The organism is Mesorhizobium sp. M0761 (assembly GCF_040320205.1).
In the GTDB taxonomy this organism is placed as follows: Bacteria; Pseudomonadota; Alphaproteobacteria; order Rhizobiales; family Rhizobiaceae; genus Mesorhizobium.
Genome location: NZ_JAMYPF010000013.1, coordinates 115685 through 133952 on the forward strand (window position 1 = coordinate 115685; position 18268 = coordinate 133952).

Here is an 18268-nt window from a genome sequence, read left to right on the forward strand (position 1 = left end):
AGGGGACATTCTCTCATGGATCGCATCAGAATTGTCGGCGGCAACAAGCTCGCCGGAAGCATTCCGATTTCGGGCGCGAAAAACGCCGCTTTGCCGCTGATGATCGCCTCGCTGCTCACCGACGACACGCTGACGCTGGAAAACGTGCCGCATCTGGCCGATGTAGAGCAGCTGATCCGCATTCTCGGCAATCACGGCGTCGACTATTCGGTCAACGGCCGCCGCGAGAAGCAGAATGAGGGCTATTCGCGCACCATCAATTTCTCGGCCCGCAACATCGTCGACACGACCGCGCCTTACGAGCTGGTGTCGAAGATGCGGGCATCGTTCTGGGTGATCGGCCCGCTGCTGGCCCGCATGGGCGAGGCGAAAGTGTCGCTTCCCGGCGGTTGCGCCATCGGCACGCGGCCGGTCGACCTGTTCCTCGAGGGCTTGCAGGCGCTGGGCGCCGACATCGATGTCGACACCGGCTATGTGCTGGCCAAGACCAGGAACGGCCGCCTCGTCGGCAATCGCTATGTCTTCCCGAAAGTCTCCGTCGGCGCCACCCATGTGCTGATGATGGCGGCGGCGCTGGCCAAGGGCGAGACGGTGCTGGAAAACGCCGCCTGCGAGCCCGAAATCGTCAACCTCGCCGAATGCCTCAACGCCATGGGCGCCAGGATTTCCGGCGCCGGCACGCCTGTTATCACCATCGATGGCGTCGAGTCGCTGTCGGGCGCGCGCGTGCGCGTCATCCCCGACCGCATCGAGACCGGCACCTATGCCATGGCGGTGGCCATGACCGGCGGTGATGTCGTGCTCGAAGGCGCCCGCCCCGAGCTGCTGCAGACCGCGTTGGATGTGATTGCCCAGACCGGTACCGAGATCACGCCGACCAATTCCGGCATTCGCGTCCGGCGCAACGGCGCCGGCATTTCGCCGGTCGACGTCATGACGGCGCCCTTTCCGGCCTTCCCGACCGATCTGCAGGCGCAGTTCATGGGCCTGATGACCATGGCCAAGGGCAAGTCGCGCATCACCGAGACCATCTTCGAAAACCGCTTCATGCATGTGCAGGAACTGGCCCGGCTCGGCGCCCACATCACGCTGTCCGGCCAAACGGCGATCGTCGACGGCGTCGCCAAGCTGAAGGGCGCACCCGTGATGGCGACCGATCTGCGCGCCTCGGTGTCGCTGGTCATCGCCGGTCTGGCGGCCGAAGGCGAAACGACGGTCAACCGCGTCTACCACCTCGACCGCGGTTTTGAGCGGCTGGAAGAAAAGCTCTCCAATTGCGGCGCGGTGATCGAGCGGATTTCAGCTTAACCGCACGGCAGTTGCTTCAGACAGACAGGCGTCTGGTGCTGCCTTCATTCACCGCCAACACTTCAAACCCGAGGCGCTAGCCTCGGGACGAATTTGTGTCGCGGTTGCACGGACCGGAAAGACCGCCTAACAGAAGGCTGAAACCAACTTTCAGGTGTGCATTCGGCATGGCAGCCCTCAAACTCATTGCGCTCGACGATCAGGATCTGAGCATCGTCTCGGCTCACGTCCAGGACGCCGTAATGAAGGTCTCCGACCTCGAATACCTGCCTTCGGCCAAGCGTTTCATATTGACCATGAACCGCTTCGTCTGGGAGGCGAAATCCGGACTGTTCAGCAAGCACAATGAGCGGCGCCAGGCGGTGTTGCATTTCGACCGCGTGCTCGGCGCCAAGACCAGCGGCATTGCCCGCGATCGGCCGGCCGAGGTGCTGTCGCTTCTGGCAATCAGCTTTATCGAAATCAGCAAGCCGGCCGGCATCGTCGAGTTGGTCTTTTCCGGCGGCGGCGCGATCATGCTCGACGTCGAATGCATCGAGGCACGGCTTGCCGACATAGGCGGCGCCTGGGAAGCCACTTCGCGTCCGGTGCATAGGGTCTAGAGCATGATCCCAAAAAGTGGGTGCCGGTTTTTGTTGGACAAAACGGGAATCGTTTGTCCAGAGATCATGCTCCAACAAAGGGCTAGATCATGATGAGATTTCAACCAAATCTCACCATGATCTAGACGCAGCCGATGGCCATTACGCTTATCCAGTCCGATGCCGGTTTCGCGCAGCGTTTCGCCGCCTTCCTGACCACCAAGCGGGAGGTATCGGAGGACGTCGACACTGCCGTGCGCGCCATCATTGCGCGGGTTCGTGCCGAGGGCGACGCTGCCCTGGTCGACTACACGCTGAAATTCGACAAGGCCGACCTCAATAGCCTCGGCATCGCCGTGTCGAAGGACGACATCGCGCAGGCCTACAAAGACGCCGATCCGCAGACGGTCGAGGCGCTGAAATTTGCCCGTGACCGCATCCGATCCCATCACGAGCGACAAATGCCCAAGGACGATCGCTATACCGATGCCGCCGGGGTCGAGTTGGGTTCGCGCTGGACGGCGATCGAGGCGGTCGGGCTCTATGTGCCGGGCGGCACGGCAAGCTATCCAAGCTCGGTGCTGATGAACGCCGTGCCGGCCAGGGTGGCGGGCGTCGAGCGCATCGTCATCGTCGTGCCGGCGCCGGGCGGCATCATCAATCCGCTGGTGCTGGTGGCCGCCGATATATCAGGCGTTTCAGAGATTTACCGCGTCGGCGGCGCGCAGGCGATTGCCGCCCTTGCCTATGGCACCGAAACGATCCGGCCGGTCGCCAAGATCGTCGGGCCCGGCAATGCCTATGTCGCCGCCGCCAAGCGCCAGGTTTTCGGCACGGTCGGCATCGACATGATCGCCGGACCGTCTGAAGTGCTGGTGGTGGCCGACGGCAGCAACGATCCCGACTGGATCGCCGCTGATCTTCTGGCGCAGGCCGAGCATGACGTGTCGGCGCAGTCGATCCTGATCACCGACGATCCGGCCTTCGGCAAGGCCGTCGAACAGGCGGTCGAGCGGCAGCTGCAGAGCCTGTCGCGCGCCGAGACGGCGGCTGCCAGCTGGCGCGATTTCGGTGCGGTGATCCTGGTGGAGACCATCGAGGCCGCGCTGCCGCTGGTCGACCGCATCGCCGCGGAACATGTCGAGCTTGCTATCGACGATGCCGAAGGCTTCCTGGCCAGGATGCGCAATGCGGGTGCTGTGTTTCTGGGACGCCATACGCCCGAAGTCATCGGCGACTATGTCGGCGGCTCCAACCACGTGCTGCCGACGGCGCGTTCGGCGCGCTTCTCTTCGGGCCTGTCGGTGCTCGATTTCGTCAAGCGCACCTCGATCCTGAAGCTCGGGCCGGAGCAGCTGAGAGCACTTGCGCCGGCGGCGATTGCGCTGGCCAAGGCGGAAGGCCTCGACGCGCATGGCCGCTCCGTCGCCATCCGGCTGAACATGTAGGCGGCGATGGCGGACGGCGATCAAACCCGCGCAAGGCTGATCGATGTCGAGCTCGACGAGTCGATCGGCCGTTCGACGCCCGATGTCGAACATGAGCGCGCGGTGGCGATCTTCGACCTGATCGAAGAAAACAGCTTTCAGCCGGTCAATGATGACGGCGCCGGGCCTTATCGGCTGAAGCTCTCGCTGGCCGAATCCCGGCTGGTGTTTGCGGTCGCCCGCGAGGATGGTGCTGATGTCGTCACCCATATCCTGTCGCTGACGCCGCTCAGGCGCATCGTCAAGGACTACTACCTGATCTGCGAAAGCTATTACGACGCCATCCGCTCCTCGACGCCAAGCCATATCGAGGCGATCGATATGGGCCGGCGCGGCCTGCACAATGAAGGCTCGCAGACGTTGATGGACCGGCTGGCTGGCAAGATCGACATCGACTTCGACACGGCGCGGCGGCTGTTCACGCTGGTCTGCGTGCTGCACTGGCGGGGTTAGACCTGACTGGGGCGCCCCGCTCGATCCTGTTCTTGTGCGGCATGAACGCCGTGCGCTCACCGATGGCCGAGCAGCTGGCGCGGCGCATGCTGCCGCCGGCCACTTTCGTCGCCTCTGCCGGCGTGCACAGGGGCGAGCGCGATCCGTTCGTCGACGCGGTGCTGGCCGAAGAGGGCCTGACGCTGGGCGAGCGCCAGCCGCGCTCGATGGACGATCTCGAGGACGATTATTTCGACCTGATCGTCACCCTGGCGCCGGAAGCCCACCACGCCGCGCTCGAACTCACCCGCTCGCTTGCCGTCGACGTCGAATACTGGCCGATGCCGGATCCGACCGATGTCGGCGGCAGGCGCGAGCAGATCATGGCCAGCTATCGCGACGTGAGAGAACGGCTGAAAGCGCGCATCAGCCGACGTTTTCTGCTTCCGGAGGTAAAAAACGCGGCGGATTGATGCATGTCGCTCAAAAGCGGTCCCGGTTTTGAGACAACAACATTGCATAAAACGAAAGCTTGGAGCGCGTCGCATATGACGCGATCTAAGCGTGTTCACAAGCGCACGATTATCATATAGGTTCCGCCGAAATTCCGGCCTGGGCGCTCCAGGGCGCCGGAACTGCAATCCAAGCAAAGGTATCGAATGCCGAAGGAAGAAGTCCTCGAGTTTCCGGGTGTCGTGACGGAATTGTTGCCCAACGCGATGTTCCGGGTGAAGCTCGAAAACGAACACGAGATCATCGCCCATACGGCTGGCCGCATGCGCAAGAACCGCATCCGTGTGCTGACCGGCGACAAGGTCCTGGTCGAGATGACGCCCTATGACCTGACCAAGGGCCGCATCACCTACCGTTTCAAGTAACAGTCCGGCGCGAACCGCGATGAGCATCCTGCAGAAGCTCGTGCTTGCCTCTGGTTCGCCGCGCCGGATCGAACTGTTGCAACAGGCCGGCATTGAGCCGGACCGCGTGCTGCCAGCCGATGTCGACGAAACGCCGCTGCGCGCCGAACATCCGCGCTCGCTGGCCAAGCGGCTGTCGAAGGAAAAGGCCGAGAAGGCGCTGGCCTCGCTGAAAAGCGAGGAAGACTATGCGCCAAGTTTCGTGCTGGCCGCCGATACGGTGGTCGCGGTCGGACGCCGCATCCTGCCCAAGGCCGAGACGCTGGACGACGCCGCCAATTGCCTTGGACTGCTTTCGGGCCGTTCGCACCGGGTCTATTCCGGCATCTGCCTGATTACGCCGGGCGGCAAGCTGCGCCAAAGGCTGGTTGAATCCAGGGTACGCTTCAAGCGGCTTCCACGCGAGGAGATCGACGCCTATGTCGCCTCCGGCGAATGGCGCGGCAAGGCCGGCGGCTATGCCGTCCAGGGTCTCGCCGGTTCGTTCGTCGTCAAGCTGGTCGGCTCCTATACCAACATTGTCGGCCTGCCGCTCTACGAGACGGTGGCGCTGCTTTCGGGCGAAGGCTTCAAGGTCCACACCAGCTGGCATACCGCGCGGCCATGAGCCTGGACGATAAGGTCACACCACTGCGCCCGAAGCGCCCCTGCCCCGAATGCGGCAAGCCGTCGGCGCGCGAGACCTATCCGTTCTGCTCGAAGCGCTGCAAGGACATCGACCTCAACCGCTGGCTGAAGGGCGCCTATGTCATCACCGCGCGGGATGACGAGGACGAGAGCGACGAGCCGAAGTAGGGTTTGGGCGGTGCCGGCCGCGCAATTCCACTTCGCCGACCTTACGCAATTGCTGCTTTGCCGGCGTCGGTATTGTCTGCGACAATTGCCCCGGAAAATCGGCGCTTAGGCGCTGGACAGGCCGGATTCCCGTGCTATAACCCACGCGCTTTCAAGGGGTGCCCCACGGCGCTTTCCTGAAATCCGGTCAGGCGATGTCTCGTTTGCCGGCGAGGCCCAGATAGCTCAGTTGGTAGAGCAGCGGACTGAAAATCCGCGTGTCGGTGGTTCGAATCCGCCTCTGGGCACCATCCCCTCTTCTCCCGACACTCCGTTTAGCCGAACCGTCTACGCCGCAGCTTCTGCAAGCGATTGGAATTATTGATCTTTTGCTGTCGCATTGCGCAATTAGGCGTGACAGAGAGCGCTTCGGGCGCATTTGATCCAACGAGGCGGGGGGATGGTATTTCCGTTGGTATTCGACATCCTGATGGTATCGAAACAGCCAAGGGAGACCTGACGAATGGCCCTATCCGACGTGAAATGTCGAAACGCCCGCCCTGCTTCCAAACTCGCGAAATTGTCTGACGGGGGCGGGCTGCAGCTATGGGTACAGCCCACGGGCTCTCGCCTCTGGCGGCTCGCCTACCGCTTTGACGGCAAGCAGAAACTGCTCGCGCTGGGCAGCTATCCCCTTATCTCTCTCGCCGAGGCACGGGAGGCGCGCGATGATGCTAAAAGGCTCCTGCTAGCTGGCGTCGACCCTGGAAAGGAACGCAGCTTGCGGAAGGCCGATTCGGCAAAGGACTCCTTTCGCTCAATCGCGGACGAATATGTTGACAAGCTGAAGAAGGAGGGACGTGCCGACCGGACGATCAGCAAGGTCAAATGGCTGCTCGACTTTGCCTATCCGATAATCGGCGACAAGTGCATTCGGGAGATCGAGCCGGCCAGCATCCTTACCGCCCTCCGTCGCGTGGAGGTTCGCGGTCGATATGAGTCGGCCAGGCGACTGCGCTCCACCATCGGCAGCGTGTTTCGATACGCGATCGCGACCGCACGCGCCGAGACAGATCCGACCTTCGCCCTCAGAGGCGCACTCATCAGTCCGAAGGTAACGTCTCGCGCCGCGATTACCGATCCGAAGGCCTTGGGCGGTTTGCTGAGGGCGATCCATGCATTTGACGGACAGCCTACAACGCGAGCCGGTCTGAAGCTGATAGCGCTGCTGTTTCCCCGCCCAGGCGAGCTTCGCGCCGCTGAATGGGAAGAGTTCGATTTTGAAAGCTCGGTGTGGACGATCCCTGAAGCACGCATGAAAATGCGACGGCCGCACCGCATACCCCTATCAAAGCAAGCGATCAGCGTCCTGACTTCACTGAGAGAAATCTCTGGTGATGGATCGCTGCTGTTTCCTAGTGTTCGATCGGCTTCGCGTCCGATTTCCGACAATACCCTTAACGCCGCACTGCGTCGTATGGGTTACAGCAAGGAAGAAGCTACCGCGCATGGTTTTCGAGCAACGGCATCAACTCTGCTGAACGAATGCGGCAAGTGGCATCCGGACGCGATAGAGCGGCAGCTGGCCCACATTGAGAACAACGACGTTCGGCGCGCCTACGCCCGGGCAGAGCACTGGGACGAGCGCGTCGAGATGATGCAGTGGTGGGCCGATTATCTGGATGAACTCAAGAGCAAAAACCTGCGGGTGATCTCAATCGAGGGACGCCGCAAGCCTGCTGTCCACACACCAACGCGACCATCCACTTTGAAACCAACAGCGGCCGTTCATCAAACGCCGATACAAATCTCCAACCGCCGGAAATCATACTGACCGTCGAAAAACGCCACAACTCGACGCCAAATCGTAGGCCCGCATTGTCAGATTTTCCGGAGAGAAAGTTGACCGCGTTCGGCGGGAAGCTGCCGTTCTGCAGCCGACCCCATTTCCGTCATTCAAGCTGCCGATGGCCGGTTCCGAAACCGGCCATCTACCCGGCCCGGGGCCGCGCGCTATTAGAGCGAGAATCCCGTGGGCAGTGTGCGGTCCGTCCGTTTCGCCGGCATTAGTCCGTGGATCCGCTATCCCCGCCCGACTTTAACCTCCACAACCTTCCTCTCCATAGATCCGGGACAAGCCCTTGATGCGCGTCGCGATCGCGTCGACGAGGCGACCAACGATCTCATGGATGATCCCCTCCTGGCGAAGCTCTTGGGCGCACTCCGATGCCATATCGGGCATCACCGCGAGCTGATGGCGGATCGTCCGCACCGTGTACTCGCCGCCAACCTTTGCTGAGGACGCACAGCGCCCCCAGTGGCGCGGCATGATCTCCTCGATGGGATAGACTCTGTCGATCTTCATCGCCAGTTTAAGGTCGCGCATCTCAGATTGGATCTCTCCCCCGAGGTGCGGCAGAATGGAGGAGATGTCGTAGAGCGGAGCTAGGCGGGCCTCGCCCTGGGCTCCGAGCAGCATCGAGTAGTTCTTTGCATGCGCGTCCGTGCCGGCGATGATCCAGTTGAAGACGTTCGCGGCCATGAAGATCTGACGGTCTTGGACGGGGTCGAGGGAGGCCGACAGCACCTTTCTGGAGATCGTCGTGATACCTGGCCCACCCTGGTTCTCGTACTTGAGCGTCGGCATCACCGACAGGGCCTGGCACATGTCCTCCTGATGGATGCGGATGGTCTTGCCCTCGTTGTTGCGGCGGTCGTAGCGCTCGATAACGATTGCCTTTTCGCCTGCGAAGTCGAGAACCTGGCTATGTGCAGCGTCCATGCCGAGCTTGGATGCAAGCTGCAGGCAGAAATGCTCGTTCTCGGTATGCCCGTGCAAGTGCGGCAAAGGCGGCTTGAAGATGTGTGTCGTGGGCGTGTCGCCTAGAGGGATCCCCCAGCGATTGCTGCCCTTATCGAAATGGAACGCCGTCTTTGCCTGCGCACCAGCGAGACTGAACTGACCAGGATCGCCGATTCGCCGGGTCGCTGCACCATCTTTGCGCAGATCGCGCAGGCGGTCGCCGATCTGCGCCTCGGTGAGCAACTCCACGTTCTCGCCGCGGGAAATCTGGTCGCCACGCGAAAGGAACTGGACGGCGCCGGCGCAGTCGCGGCCGACATTCTTGAGCAGGGCAAACGGGTTTCGGGCGGAGACCTGGAACCTCTGCGCCCATCTGGCGAGGGTCTGCTCATTATCCGGCAGTAGGCCCCAGAGGAATGCCTCGACGACCTTGCCCTCGTAGGTCCTGGTGATCGTCGGCATGGACAGGGAGAGCGGGATCGCCACCGGGCCTTCCATCCATGCCTCGTGATAGGAGAACGAAAGCTTGCCGCCCTGCAGGTGGTGGAGCCCCCCAACCGGTCTGCCAGCGATATAGACGTCGAGGGTGTCGATCGGGTTCATCATGATCATCGTCATCTAGAGCTTGTAGGGAATCTCGTCGTCGTCGACATGCCGTTCATCGGCATTATGATGATGATCAGCCGACGTCGGCGCCGGCGGGATCTGAAAGTCCATCTCCACACCAAGCGTGGTCAGCGCCAGCAGCACGTTGCCGATCTCGGCGCTGGGCTTGCCGTTCTCGATCCACGACACCCACGTCTGCGTCGTGGTGATCATTTTGGCCAAGGCAGCCTGTGACAGGCCGCGCCGGGTGCGGGCCTCCTTGATCAGGATTCCAATGTCGCGAGTTGTTCTGATCTTCATGGCGTATACGATTTCTGTATGAGCTAGCCTGATATAGGCTCATATATGACGGGTGTCAATATACGTTACTATATCACGCTATATAGGTTCACATATGGGCAACCTTCATATACCAACCTATATAAAATCATTGCGCCACGCAACAATGTGCGATCGACCTTTCGCCACGGTACCATCGAGAATGACCGCTGGTCGAGAACTCAACAACTTGTCGGGGCCGGGAGCGGTCTGGTCCGCTATTCAATTACTGTTGGCGAGAAGCTGTCATTCAGCATCCGGTCTGGCGGCATCGTGACAAGATCGATTTTTGTCCGAAGAGAACGAGGCCGGCCGCAAGAAAAAGCCACGGCTTTTATGCACTTATTGTCTAGCAGGCTTAGTTGTTCCCCTGAAACTTGAATCTCCCTCAGACTCAGTGTCTTCTCAAGGTAGCCGCTGGGAATTAGACATGCCTTCAGGCTCGTTTCAACACCGCGTGTGGCAATGGATTGTCGCGTGCTTTCCGACGCCGGCTCACCTCGATGTACAGGAGCGCAATCATCGCTTCCTTGAAGAGGCGCTCGAACTCGCTCAGGCGAATTCCTGCACAAAGGAGGAGGCACTCGAACTGGTGGAGTACGGACCGGCGGCAACGCGGTCAGGATCAAGAACCTAGCGTGCTCCAAAACGACACCAAGCGCTAACCGTTGTCCAGTGTGGAAGATGATTGCCTTCGTGGTTTCTCCGACGCGCCGGCGCCCGGCAGACCTTCCTTTCTGGCCTTGGCAAACGCCCGGTCGCCTTCCAGGAACCCGACCAGCATAAAGGGGATCAGTTCCGCCACCGTTTCGGACTCGCCATAGGTCTCACGGTAAAGTGCGGCATAGTCGTTGAGTGCTTGGCTCAAGTCGGCGCCAACGGTGATGGTGATCTTCGAAGGTGTCCGGTCCGGAAGTTTTCCGAGTTTCAGGTTAGCCATGAAGTCCTCCTGTTCACCCCGTGTATGGCCGCAACACGAGGTCCTTGTGCACGATGACGCGCAACGGCCAACCAGGGCGCACGGTGATCGTGGGTTGGACGTTCAGGTTCTTTTCAGTGATCCGTTGGCCCGCTTGACTGACGTTCTGCTGGGTGGATTCACGAATTGCCTTGACCAAGTCGCTTTCATTTTCCCCAAAGCTCAACTCGGTACCAACCCCCAGCAATGTGGCTACCGCGACGCCCTTGATCAACTGCCAAGTATGGAAATCCACCTTGTCCTCGAGCCCGGCATAGCCGGCCGCGTCGGTCACGGGCAGATTGTCGATTTCGGTAGAGGAGCCGTCCGGCATCACGATGCGTTGCCACACCAACAGAGCGCGCCTTTGCCCAAAGGCTACAACGCTGTCGTAGGTGCCGATCAGCCGTGAGCCCTGCGGGATGAGCAGGATGCTGCCGGTGACGCTGTCGTGCACATTCTCGGTGATCTGGGCGACGACAAGGCCGGGCAGATCGGAATTGATGCCGGTGATCAGGCTTGCAGCGATCACGCTACCGGCCATGATCTGATAGGGCGAAGCCGGCGTCTGCAGTGCATGCGGGTTGTAGATCCCGCCGGTGTTCCGTTGATCGATGAAATCGAGCTTGCGCTGTTGATTGTTCTGGTTGCCCTCGGCCGGCGCGACGGAAGCTCGCTGGCCTTCGGTATCTGGCTGCGGAGACGCCGTCTCGAAAGGCGAACGTCCGCCCTGCCCATTGCCAAAAGCTTCCGTCTGCTGGGGCCGGTTTTCGATGCGGAAGAGGACTTGCGACTCGCGCGCCTCAATCGCTTGTTGTGCAAGCCGCTGCGCCTCGGCGGAAACGTCTTGCCCAGGTGCGATGCCAAGCTGGCGCTGGTGCTCGAGAATAGGACGGCCGAGATCCCCGGGCAGCGGCGGTCCAAGCACCGGAGCCTTCGGCTTGCTCCCGGAATAGTCCTTGGGCAGCGATTCAAGTCCCTCGGCGGTCGGGTTGCGGTCGGTGCTGTAAAGCTCTTCAGCCTGCTGCTTCAGGCGCAGTGCCGGCCCCTGCAGCGCCATCATCGTGACGCCAAAGATGGTGGCGGAGCCAACAGCTGCGATCGCGACGATTATGCCGCGCTTGAAGCGCACGGCCCGGCGCGGTGAGGCCCGCAGCTGCAGCTGTTCGGGATCGAGTTTGGGCGGAACATTGGGGCGGGACGTGTCGGTCATGAGCCTCCCCTCACCTGCCAAAACGCGAAAAGAGCGATATCCGCCGCGGCAGTTGCCGTCCGTCGGTCCTGGTGATGCGCACCACCTGCTGCTGCTTGGCGCCGAGACGGAGTTCAGCCGCGGCAAAGAGGCGCTCGACGATGTAGTAGTTGCCGTGCATCCGATAGTTGACGAGCTGGTTGTCCCCGTCAGCACCGACGATGAAGAGCGGTGGCGCCTCGCCCTGATCAATGCGCTTCGGGAACTCTATGTAGACCTTGCTGCCATCATCGAAGGCGCGCGTCGGTCTCCACGGCGGCGTGTCGCCGGTGATCGAATAGCGGAAGCGGATGTTTTCGAGTGCTACGTTCGAGGCCGCGGGCATTTCAGCCTCTGCCTGAGCGTTGCGCCGCCGAAGCGCCACGAGTTGGTCTTCGCTGTAAATCCAGGAGAGCGCCGCCATGGCAGTTTTCTCAGTGCTTTGAAGCTGCAGGTGATAGGATCGCCTGTCCGTCGTGATGACCAGATTGGTGGCAAGCCCCGGCGCGAATGGCTTCACCAGCACATGAGTGCGCTGGTCATCGCCTGAGCCACTAACGGTGTCACCGATCACCCAACGGACCGTATCGCCAGCTGAGACCGAGGTCAGCTTCTCGCCCCGCTGCAATGAGATATCGGTGACGCGCTCCGGCGCGGCGTAGAGCTGGTAGAGCGCGCCGTCGGCAAAGGGGTAAACCTGCACCGCATTGACATAGCCAAACTTGGTGGGTTGTTGCGTCGCCGCCTTGTTGGCATCGGCGACCTGTTCTTCCGGCGAGCGCTTATCTGGGGCGGGCTTGCCGGGTGCGGGCATCAACTGACCAGGCAACGGTAACGGTTTCGGCACTTCCACGACCTTGACCGGCTTCTCCGGCGCCTTCTCGATCGCGGCTGGTTTGAAGTCCTCGTGGTCATAGGAAATCTGAGGCGGCGGCACTGGCTTCGAGGCACAGGCCGAAAGAACCGCAACAGACGCCGACAGGATCAAGGCAGCACGAAGCAATGGGGCTCTATTTGTCATTGGCGGGCTCCTTAGGGGAAACGGGGGTTGGCGCGGCGCTGTCGAGCTCGCGCGACCAGTCGATGGCGTTGATGAAGACGCCGAGCGGGTTCTTGCGCAGCTGCTCGGTTGTCCTAGGCGGGCGGATGAGGATGGTGAGGATCCCGATCCAGCGCGTCGTGCTGGCGAGGCTGCCGCGCTCGAACACCTGCTCGGTCCATTTGACCTGGAACGAGCTGTCGGAAGCCCTGACCACGCTGGTCACCTGTACTGACACGCTGCGCGTGCCGATTTGGCCGAAAGGGTCGTTCGCCTTGGCATATTTGTTGAGGAAGAGCGCCGCTCGGTCGGTGGCAAAGTCGTAGGCCGACAGCCAATTCTGCCGCACCAGAACCGCATCGGTGGAAACCGAACGAACATTCTGGATGAAGCGGCTGAGATGCCAGGCGATCTGGGCATCGTCGGGCTGGTAGTTTTGGACTGCCGGCCCGACCGCGTGCGCCTCGCCAAAGCGGTCGACCTCGACGACATAAGGCACGACGCGGCCCTGCATCGACAGCCACAGAAGCCCACCGGAAAGCCCCGTCGTCAGAGCCAGGCAGCCAAAGGCCATGAAGCGCCAGTTCTTGGCCTGGACGCGCGCCGTGCCGATGCGCTCATCCCAGAGTTGGCTGGCCTTCTGGTAGGGTGTTACGGGTTCGGGCGTCTTTCCATAACGCTGAACGGGTCGCTTGAAGAGCATCTAGTCTTCCTTGTCATTGAGGGAGGGATTGGCGCCGCTTCCGCCCCGATCTCCATCGCGCACCGCCTGCGTGGCAGCATTGCGATGGGCGCGTGCGGTCTGTTCGGAACGCAGACGCCTTGCCCAGGCAGGCGCGGCCGCGGGAGCTACAACTGGAGAGCTTCCGCTCATCGAGCTGGTCGGCATGCCGCCGGTCATCCAGCCGGCATCGCGACCGGCGTCGGCACTACGGCGGAATGGTTCTGCTGCGGATCGCATTCCCCGCATCGCGGCGCCGCTAGCGGCACTCGCAACCCCCTGCAGCCCAGCAGCTACCCCGGACAGCCCGGACTCGGGCGATGTCGCGCGCCCCGTTTGCCAGGCGACGGTGGCAGCGGACCCCATGGCGGCGCCGGCACGGACTGCGGCGAGGCCGCCGCCTGTTGCCATGCGCGCGCCGGCAAACGCAGCGCCTCCGGCAACGAGCGTTGATCCAGCTGCGGCCGCCGTTGTTCCAAGTGCCGCGCCGGCGCCAAGCTGCGGCGCGCCGGAAACGAGACCCGAGGCAATCCCGGGGCCGAAAATGCCGAGCCCAAGCAGCGCCAGCGCACCCAGCACCTGAGACATGGCCGCCGCCAGGTCCGGCTCCTGGCCCTGCAGGGCGGAAGCGAACTCGCCAAAGAGCGTGGAGCCGATGCCGACGATGACGGCAAGCACCATCACCTTGATGCCCGACGAAATCACATTGCCGAGCACGCGCTCGGCCAGAAACGCCGAACGGTTCCAGAGCGCGAAGGGCACCAGGACGAAGCCGGCCAGCGTGGTGAGCTTGAACTCGAGGATGGTGATGAAGAGCTGGATGGAAAGAATGAAGAAGGCGATGAGGACCAGGAACCAGGCCAGAAGCAGCACGAAGATGGTGAGCGCGTTACCGAAGATCTCGGGGAAGCCTACTAGCTGGCTCGCTTGATTGAGGAGCGGCCAGGCGCCCTCGAAGCCGGCCGCGGCAATGCGGCCTGGCCGCAGGAGACTGTCGGCGGACAGGTTGCCGGCCGATGCGTTGATGCCGAGACCGGCAAAGGAGCGGTAAATTATGTCGGCGAGGTTCTTGAAATTGTTCAGGACGAAGGCGAAGGCGCCGACATAGAGCACTTTGCGAACAAGCCGGCCGAGAATGTTGGGCTCGCCGCCGAACGCCCAGACCAAGCCCGCGAGCGTGATGTCAATGCCGATCAGAATGGTGGTGAGAAAGGCGACGTCGCCCGAAAGCAGACCGAACCCACTGTCAATGTAGCGGGTAAAGGTCTCCATGAAGCGATCGATGACTCCGAGGTCGTTCATGTCGCCGCCTTCCTCGTTGTCTTGAAGAACTGCCGCTCAGTTGCCGGGATAAGCCGTGCCGGTGCCCAGGAAACGCTTCGTCGTCTCGCGAGCGGCTTCCTCAGACTGCGCTTTGCGCGCCGCATCCTCGGCTTCGGCCCGGAACTGGGTCGCAAGCAGCGTCTGGATCTGCATCTGCTGCTTGGTCGAAAGCGCGATCAGCTGATTGGTAGCCTGGCTTGCCTCGAGGGCACCTGCCGCGCCCTGACTGCGATTGACGAGATCGGTAAGCAGGTCGCCATCGGCCTGCACGTTCTCGACGATCTGCGACTGCGCGCTCATGGTCTGGCGGAACGCCTGCATGGCGCTCTGCCAGCGCTCGCGCGCGGCGCTCGCCACATCACTGACCTTGATGGTGGCGTCGTAGCTTTCCGGATATTGCTGGCGCCACTGGTCCTGCAGCTTGTCGAGATCGAAGCTCAGGCCGCTCGCCTGGGTCATCAGACCGTCAATCCGTTGGAGCGAGCCGGTAAGCTGGCCCACGGAAGAGAAATCCAGGCGCTGAAGGTTGCGCGCCATGTTCTGCAGCATGGTCGCCTGGTTCTGAAGCGACTGGATTTGGTTGTTGATCTGCTCCAATGCGCGTGCTGCCGACAGCACATTCTGCGTATAGTTGGACGGGTCAAACACGATGAGCGCATAGGCCGGCTGGACGTAGTCAGCCATCGGTTTGGCAATCAGGGAAACGGTGACCAGGCTAGTAAAAAGGCGGCGTCCGATCATGACGATTGCTCCTTGTTAGGTTGAGGAAATTGCTGGAGAAGCTCGGCAGCCCAATCCAGGCCGCGCGCACTGAAGAAACGGGCGGCAAAGCTGCCCTGCCGTTCTTCGGAAAGAATATTGTCGATCAGGGTCTGCGCGGCCGGGTCGGAGGCGCCGCAAAGCGCAAGAGCGATCGGGCCTAGCCCGAGCTCGAAGAGGCGATTGCCGCGGCGCGACTGCAGATAGTAGTGGCGCTTCGGCGTGGCGCGGGCGACCAATTCGATCTGTCGCTCATTAAGACCGAAGCGCTCATAGGCTGCCCGTGCCTGCGGCTCCACCGCACGATCATTGGGGAGAAAAATGCGCTGCGGGCAGCTCTCGATGATTGCGGGTGCGATAGAAGAGCCGGCGATGTCGGCAAGCGACTGCGTCGCGAAGATGACGGAGACGTTTTTCTTACGCAGCACCTTAAGCCATTCGCGGATGCGGGCGGCAAAGAGCGGGTTGTCGAGATAGACCCAGGCCTCGTCGAGCATGAGCAGCGTCGGCCGCCCGTCAAACCGGTCCTCAAGACGATGGAACAGATAGGTGAGCACAGGCAGCACAGCGCCTTGGCTGTGCATCAGCTCCTGGGTTTCGAAACACTGCACATCCGAGATGGCCAGCCGGTCGTCATCGGCATCGAGCAGTCGGCCGAATGGTCCGTCGAGCGTGTAGGGCATCAATGCCGATTTGAGCGCATTGGACTGAAGCAGGACCGACAGGCCAGTCAGCGTGCGTTCCTGCGCCGGCGCGGTGGCGAGGCTGGTGAGCGCCGACCAGATTGCCTCCTTCACCTCCGGGGTGACGGTGACATTCTCGTGGGCAATGAGGCCGGCGATCCATTCGGCCGCCCAGCTCTGTGTGGCCGGGTCGTCGATGTGGCGCAGCGGCTGGAAACCAAGCGCACCATTCGCACCCAACGCATGGTGGTCGCCGCCCATGGCAAGCGCGGCGGCGCGGGCCGAATTGCCTTTGTCGAAGACATAGATTTGCGCGCCAGCGTAGCGCCGGAACTGCAAAGCGATCAGGGCAAGCAGAACCGACTTGCCGGCACCGGTCGGCCCGACAATCAGCATGTGGCCGACATCGCCGATATGGGTCGAAAGCCGAAACGGCGTCGAGCCGCTGGTTTCGGCGAAAAGAAGCGGCGGAGCGTGATCGCCGGTGACCTCGGCAAGGTGCTCGTTCTCCGCTGGACCTGCCCACACGGACGACAGCGGCACGAGATGGGCAAGGTTAAGCGTGTGAACGAGCGGCTGGCGAACGTTGGCGTAGACATGACCCGGCAATGAACCAAGCCACGCTTCGACGGCATTGATGCTTTCGCGAATGGTGGTGAAGCCGAGCCCGTTGACGATCCGCTCGACGGCGCGAAGCTTTTCCGCGGCGGCTTTACGGTTCTGATCCCACACCGTCACCGTTGTGGTGAGATAGCCGAAGCCGACATGATCGCCGCCCAATGCCTGCAGTGCTGCATCGGCATCGAGCGCCTTGTTGTCGGCGTCGCTGTCGACGAGAGGCACCGGTTCGTTGGTCACCACCTCGCGCAGAATAGCCGCGATCGATTTGCGCTTGGCAAACCACTGCCGCCGGAGCCGAGTCAGCGTCTTCGTGGCTTCCGCCTTGTCGAGTGGAATGAAGCGCGTCACCCAGCGATAGGCGAAATCCTGGTTATTGAGCGCATCAAGGATTCCTGGCCGGGTGACGTTCGGAAAGCCGAGAACTGTGAGCGTGCGCAGATGCTGCTCGCCCAGCATCGGCTCTAGGCCGCCGGTCAGCGGCGCGTCAACCAGGACGCCGTCGAGATACATTGGCGTTTCCGGCACGGCGACCGGATGACGGCGTGTCGAGATCGTGCCGTGCAGGTACGTCAGGGTCTCGGCATCGTCGAGCGCGCGCACCTCGGGCACGAAGCCCGAAAGAAGATCGAGAACGCGGTCAGTCTCGTCTCGGAACCGGGCAAGCTCCTGGCGCCAGTCTCTTTCCCCTCCCAAGTCATGCGAGTCGACGAGAGCACTTTCCGCGCGCGCTTGGCCATCGGGCCCAGGCATGAAGACCAAGGTCAGATGATAGATGCTCTCGAAATGCGCGACCTTGCCCTCGAAGGCCGCGCGCCGTTCCTCATCGATCAGCCATGAGGCAGCATCGGGAAGGGCCGAGCTCGCATAGCCCAGCGCTTCGATGCGCTCGGCCTCGAAGAATAATGCCCAGCCAGAGCCGAGCCTTCTCAGCGCATTGTTTGCCCGCGCGCATATGCCGATGAGTTCGGCCTCCGTCGCGCTTTCAAGGTCGGGGCCACGAAACCGCAATGTCCGTTGGAAGCTGCCATCCTTGTTGAGCACGATGCCGGGCGCGACGAGTGCTGCCCAGGGCAGATGGTCGGCAAGCCGGTCGGCTTTGCCGCGGTATTCGGAAAGCTTCAGCATGCAAGCCAGCCCTTTTGACGAAGATGACGGACAAGCACGCTGGCAAAATCCGGATCACGCCGTGCGGCAAAGACCGCGAGCGTGTGGCCGGCGATCCAGAGGATCAGACCGGCAATCCACTGCTGCAGGCCTAGGCCGATGGCCGCGGCCACCGTGCCATTGAGGATCGCCACCGCCCGCGGCGCGCCGCCGAGCAGGATCGGCTCGGTGAGCGCCCGATGGACCAGAACCTCGAAGCCTTCGATATGCTGCTCTTCGGTGCTCATCAGACGACTGCCCCGCCGCCAAAGGAGAAGAAGGAAAGAAAGAAGCTCGAGGCCGCGAAGGCGATCGACAGGCCGAAAACGATCTGGATCAGCCGGCGGAAACCGCCCGCCGTGTCGCCGAAGGCAAGGGTCAGACCGGTGGTGATGATGATGATCACCGCGAGGATCTTGGCGACCGGCCCCTGCACCGATTCCAGAATCTGCTGCAGCGGCTGTTCCCACGGCATGCCGGAGCCGGCAGCGTGGGCCTGGGCCGTGAGAAGAAGCGCGACGGCGGCGAACGAAAGAAAGCGATGCTTCTTGCGCATGAGGTGAC

General features: G+C 62.1%; 20 protein-coding genes and 1 tRNA gene. 10 read left to right on the forward strand and 11 right to left on the reverse strand.

Annotation, left to right across the window (positions count from 1 at the left end; all coding sequences use genetic code 11):
* The first annotated feature begins 15 nt into the window (after nucleotides 1-15).
* From murA to NKI32_RS21135, 10 genes are all read left to right on the forward strand, one after another.
* Nucleotides 16-1308, forward strand: a complete 1293-nt coding sequence (gene murA, locus NKI32_RS21090; protein WP_023669286.1) for a UDP-N-acetylglucosamine 1-carboxyvinyltransferase — start codon at nucleotides 16-18, stop codon at nucleotides 1306-1308.
* Between the two features lie 167 nt (nucleotides 1309-1475).
* Nucleotides 1476-1910, forward strand: a complete 435-nt coding sequence (locus NKI32_RS21095; RefSeq protein ID WP_023681909.1) for a DUF2948 family protein — start codon at nucleotides 1476-1478, stop codon at nucleotides 1908-1910.
* A gap of 134 nt (nucleotides 1911-2044) precedes the next feature.
* Nucleotides 2045-3337, forward strand: a complete 1293-nt coding sequence (gene hisD / locus NKI32_RS21100) for a histidinol dehydrogenase (RefSeq protein ID WP_023704525.1) — start codon at nucleotides 2045-2047, stop codon at nucleotides 3335-3337.
* A gap of 6 nt (nucleotides 3338-3343) precedes the next feature.
* A complete protein-coding gene (locus NKI32_RS21105; RefSeq protein WP_023669283.1) occupies nucleotides 3344-3829 on the forward strand; it encodes a UPF0262 family protein in 486 nt (161 codons plus the stop codon).
* Nucleotides 3817-4281: an arsenate-mycothiol transferase ArsC gene (locus tag NKI32_RS21110; RefSeq protein WP_081725519.1), complete on the forward strand. Its 465-nt coding sequence runs from the start codon at nucleotides 3817-3819 to the stop codon at nucleotides 4279-4281. The genes NKI32_RS21105 and NKI32_RS21110 overlap by 13 nt, the downstream gene beginning before the upstream one ends.
* A 186-nt stretch (nucleotides 4282-4467) precedes the next feature.
* Complete coding sequence (gene infA, locus NKI32_RS21115) at nucleotides 4468-4686, forward strand: translation initiation factor IF-1 (protein ID WP_006200926.1); 219 nt, start codon at nucleotides 4468-4470, stop codon at nucleotides 4684-4686.
* Between the two features lie 19 nt (nucleotides 4687-4705).
* Nucleotides 4706-5332, forward strand: a complete 627-nt coding sequence (locus NKI32_RS21120; RefSeq protein WP_023681911.1) for a Maf-like protein — start codon at nucleotides 4706-4708, stop codon at nucleotides 5330-5332.
* Nucleotides 5329-5520, forward strand: coding sequence for a DNA gyrase inhibitor YacG (gene yacG, locus NKI32_RS21125; RefSeq protein WP_023669280.1), 192 nt, complete (start codon nucleotides 5329-5331; stop codon nucleotides 5518-5520). The genes NKI32_RS21120 and yacG overlap by 4 nt, the downstream gene beginning before the upstream one ends.
* A gap of 214 nt (nucleotides 5521-5734) precedes the next feature.
* Nucleotides 5735-5810 (forward strand) — tRNA-Phe (locus NKI32_RS21130).
* Between the two features lie 212 nt (nucleotides 5811-6022).
* Nucleotides 6023-7333: a tyrosine-type recombinase/integrase gene (locus tag NKI32_RS21135; RefSeq protein WP_353003465.1), complete on the forward strand. Its 1311-nt coding sequence runs from the start codon at nucleotides 6023-6025 to the stop codon at nucleotides 7331-7333.
* A 264-nt stretch (nucleotides 7334-7597) separates the two neighbouring features.
* Here NKI32_RS21135 and NKI32_RS21140 read toward each other — a convergent pair whose 3' ends face one another.
* From NKI32_RS21140 to NKI32_RS21190, 11 genes are all read right to left on the reverse strand, one after another.
* On the reverse strand, nucleotides 7598-8920 hold the full coding sequence (locus tag NKI32_RS21140; RefSeq protein WP_352789951.1) for a type II toxin-antitoxin system HipA family toxin: 1323 nt from the start codon (nucleotides 8918-8920) through the stop codon (nucleotides 7598-7600).
* On the reverse strand, nucleotides 8921-9208 hold the full coding sequence (locus NKI32_RS21145; protein ID WP_353003467.1) for a helix-turn-helix domain-containing protein: 288 nt from the start codon (nucleotides 9206-9208) through the stop codon (nucleotides 8921-8923). It lies immediately after the preceding gene.
* A 679-nt stretch (nucleotides 9209-9887) separates the two neighbouring features.
* Entirely contained in the window at nucleotides 9888-10166 is a 279-nt protein-coding gene (locus NKI32_RS21150; RefSeq protein WP_023689356.1) for a DUF2274 domain-containing protein, read from the reverse strand.
* Nucleotides 10167-10179: 13 nt separating this feature from the next.
* Nucleotides 10180-11397 carry a TraB/TrbI/VirB10 family type IV secretion system protein gene (locus NKI32_RS21155; protein ID WP_353003469.1) on the reverse strand — a complete coding sequence of 406 codons (1218 nt, stop codon included), beginning with the start codon at nucleotides 11395-11397 and terminating at the stop codon, nucleotides 10180-10182.
* Nucleotides 11398-11407: 10 nt separating this feature from the next.
* A complete protein-coding gene (gene trbG, locus NKI32_RS21160; protein WP_031245469.1) occupies nucleotides 11408-12436 on the reverse strand; it encodes a P-type conjugative transfer protein TrbG in 1029 nt (342 codons plus the stop codon).
* Entirely contained in the window at nucleotides 12426-13157 is a 732-nt protein-coding gene (gene trbF, locus NKI32_RS21165; protein ID WP_353003471.1) for a conjugal transfer protein TrbF, read from the reverse strand. Before trbF ends, trbG begins: the two co-directional genes overlap by 11 nt.
* On the reverse strand, nucleotides 13158-14477 hold the full coding sequence (gene trbL, locus NKI32_RS21170) for a P-type conjugative transfer protein TrbL (RefSeq protein ID WP_023689359.1): 1320 nt from the start codon (nucleotides 14475-14477) through the stop codon (nucleotides 13158-13160).
* A gap of 36 nt (nucleotides 14478-14513) precedes the next feature.
* Entirely contained in the window at nucleotides 14514-15239 is a 726-nt protein-coding gene (gene trbJ, locus NKI32_RS21175; RefSeq protein WP_023669263.1) for a P-type conjugative transfer protein TrbJ, read from the reverse strand.
* Nucleotides 15236-17686 (reverse strand): conjugal transfer protein TrbE, encoded by a 2451-nt coding sequence (gene trbE / locus NKI32_RS21180; RefSeq protein WP_353003473.1) that lies wholly within the window; start codon nucleotides 17684-17686, stop codon nucleotides 15236-15238. Before trbE ends, trbJ begins: the two co-directional genes overlap by 4 nt.
* The gene (locus tag NKI32_RS21185; RefSeq protein ID WP_023685500.1) at nucleotides 17680-17952 is read right to left on the reverse strand and encodes a VirB3 family type IV secretion system protein; all 273 of its coding nucleotides are present in this window, start codon (nucleotides 17950-17952) and stop codon (nucleotides 17680-17682) included. Before NKI32_RS21185 ends, trbE begins: the two co-directional genes overlap by 7 nt.
* Entirely contained in the window at nucleotides 17952-18260 is a 309-nt protein-coding gene (locus NKI32_RS21190) for a TrbC/VirB2 family type IV secretion system protein (RefSeq protein WP_353003475.1), read from the reverse strand. The genes NKI32_RS21185 and NKI32_RS21190 overlap by 1 nt, the downstream gene beginning before the upstream one ends.
* Nucleotides 18261-18268 lie beyond the last annotated feature (8 nt).

Excerpts from the sequence above, each read along its gene's own strand:
- murA (WP_023669286.1), top strand. The coding sequence starts at position 16 with ATGGATCGCATCAGAATTGTCGGCGGCAACAAGCTCGCCGGAAGCATT.
- NKI32_RS21095 (WP_023681909.1), top strand. The coding sequence starts at position 1,476 with ATGGCAGCCCTCAAACTCATTGCGCTCGACGATCAGGATCTGAGCATC.
- hisD (WP_023704525.1), top strand. The coding sequence starts at position 2,045 with ATGGCCATTACGCTTATCCAGTCCGATGCCGGTTTCGCGCAGCGTTTC.
- NKI32_RS21105 (WP_023669283.1), top strand. The coding sequence starts at position 3,344 with ATGGCGGACGGCGATCAAACCCGCGCAAGGCTGATCGATGTCGAGCTC.
- infA (WP_006200926.1), top strand. The coding sequence starts at position 4,468 with ATGCCGAAGGAAGAAGTCCTCGAGTTTCCGGGTGTCGTGACGGAATTG.
- NKI32_RS21120 (WP_023681911.1), top strand. The coding sequence starts at position 4,706 with ATGAGCATCCTGCAGAAGCTCGTGCTTGCCTCTGGTTCGCCGCGCCGG.
- yacG (WP_023669280.1), top strand. The coding sequence starts at position 5,329 with ATGAGCCTGGACGATAAGGTCACACCACTGCGCCCGAAGCGCCCCTGC.
- NKI32_RS21135 (WP_353003465.1), top strand. The coding sequence starts at position 6,023 with ATGGCCCTATCCGACGTGAAATGTCGAAACGCCCGCCCTGCTTCCAAA.
- NKI32_RS21140 (WP_352789951.1), bottom strand. The coding sequence starts at position 8,920 with ATGACGATGATCATGATGAACCCGATCGACACCCTCGACGTCTATATC.
- NKI32_RS21145 (WP_353003467.1), bottom strand. The coding sequence starts at position 9,208 with ATGAAGATCAGAACAACTCGCGACATTGGAATCCTGATCAAGGAGGCC.
- NKI32_RS21150 (WP_023689356.1), bottom strand. The coding sequence starts at position 10,166 with ATGGCTAACCTGAAACTCGGAAAACTTCCGGACCGGACACCTTCGAAG.
- NKI32_RS21155 (WP_353003469.1), bottom strand. The coding sequence starts at position 11,397 with ATGACCGACACGTCCCGCCCCAATGTTCCGCCCAAACTCGATCCCGAA.
- trbG (WP_031245469.1), bottom strand. The coding sequence starts at position 12,436 with ATGACAAATAGAGCCCCATTGCTTCGTGCTGCCTTGATCCTGTCGGCG.
- trbF (WP_353003471.1), bottom strand. The coding sequence starts at position 13,157 with ATGCTCTTCAAGCGACCCGTTCAGCGTTATGGAAAGACGCCCGAACCC.
- trbL (WP_023689359.1), bottom strand. The coding sequence starts at position 14,477 with ATGAACGACCTCGGAGTCATCGATCGCTTCATGGAGACCTTTACCCGC.
- trbJ (WP_023669263.1), bottom strand. The coding sequence starts at position 15,239 with ATGATCGGACGCCGCCTTTTTACTAGCCTGGTCACCGTTTCCCTGATT.
- trbE (WP_353003473.1), bottom strand. The coding sequence starts at position 17,686 with ATGCTGAAGCTTTCCGAATACCGCGGCAAAGCCGACCGGCTTGCCGAC.
- NKI32_RS21185 (WP_023685500.1), bottom strand. The coding sequence starts at position 17,952 with ATGAGCACCGAAGAGCAGCATATCGAAGGCTTCGAGGTTCTGGTCCAT.
- NKI32_RS21190 (WP_353003475.1), bottom strand. The coding sequence starts at position 18,260 with ATGCGCAAGAAGCATCGCTTTCTTTCGTTCGCCGCCGTCGCGCTTCTT.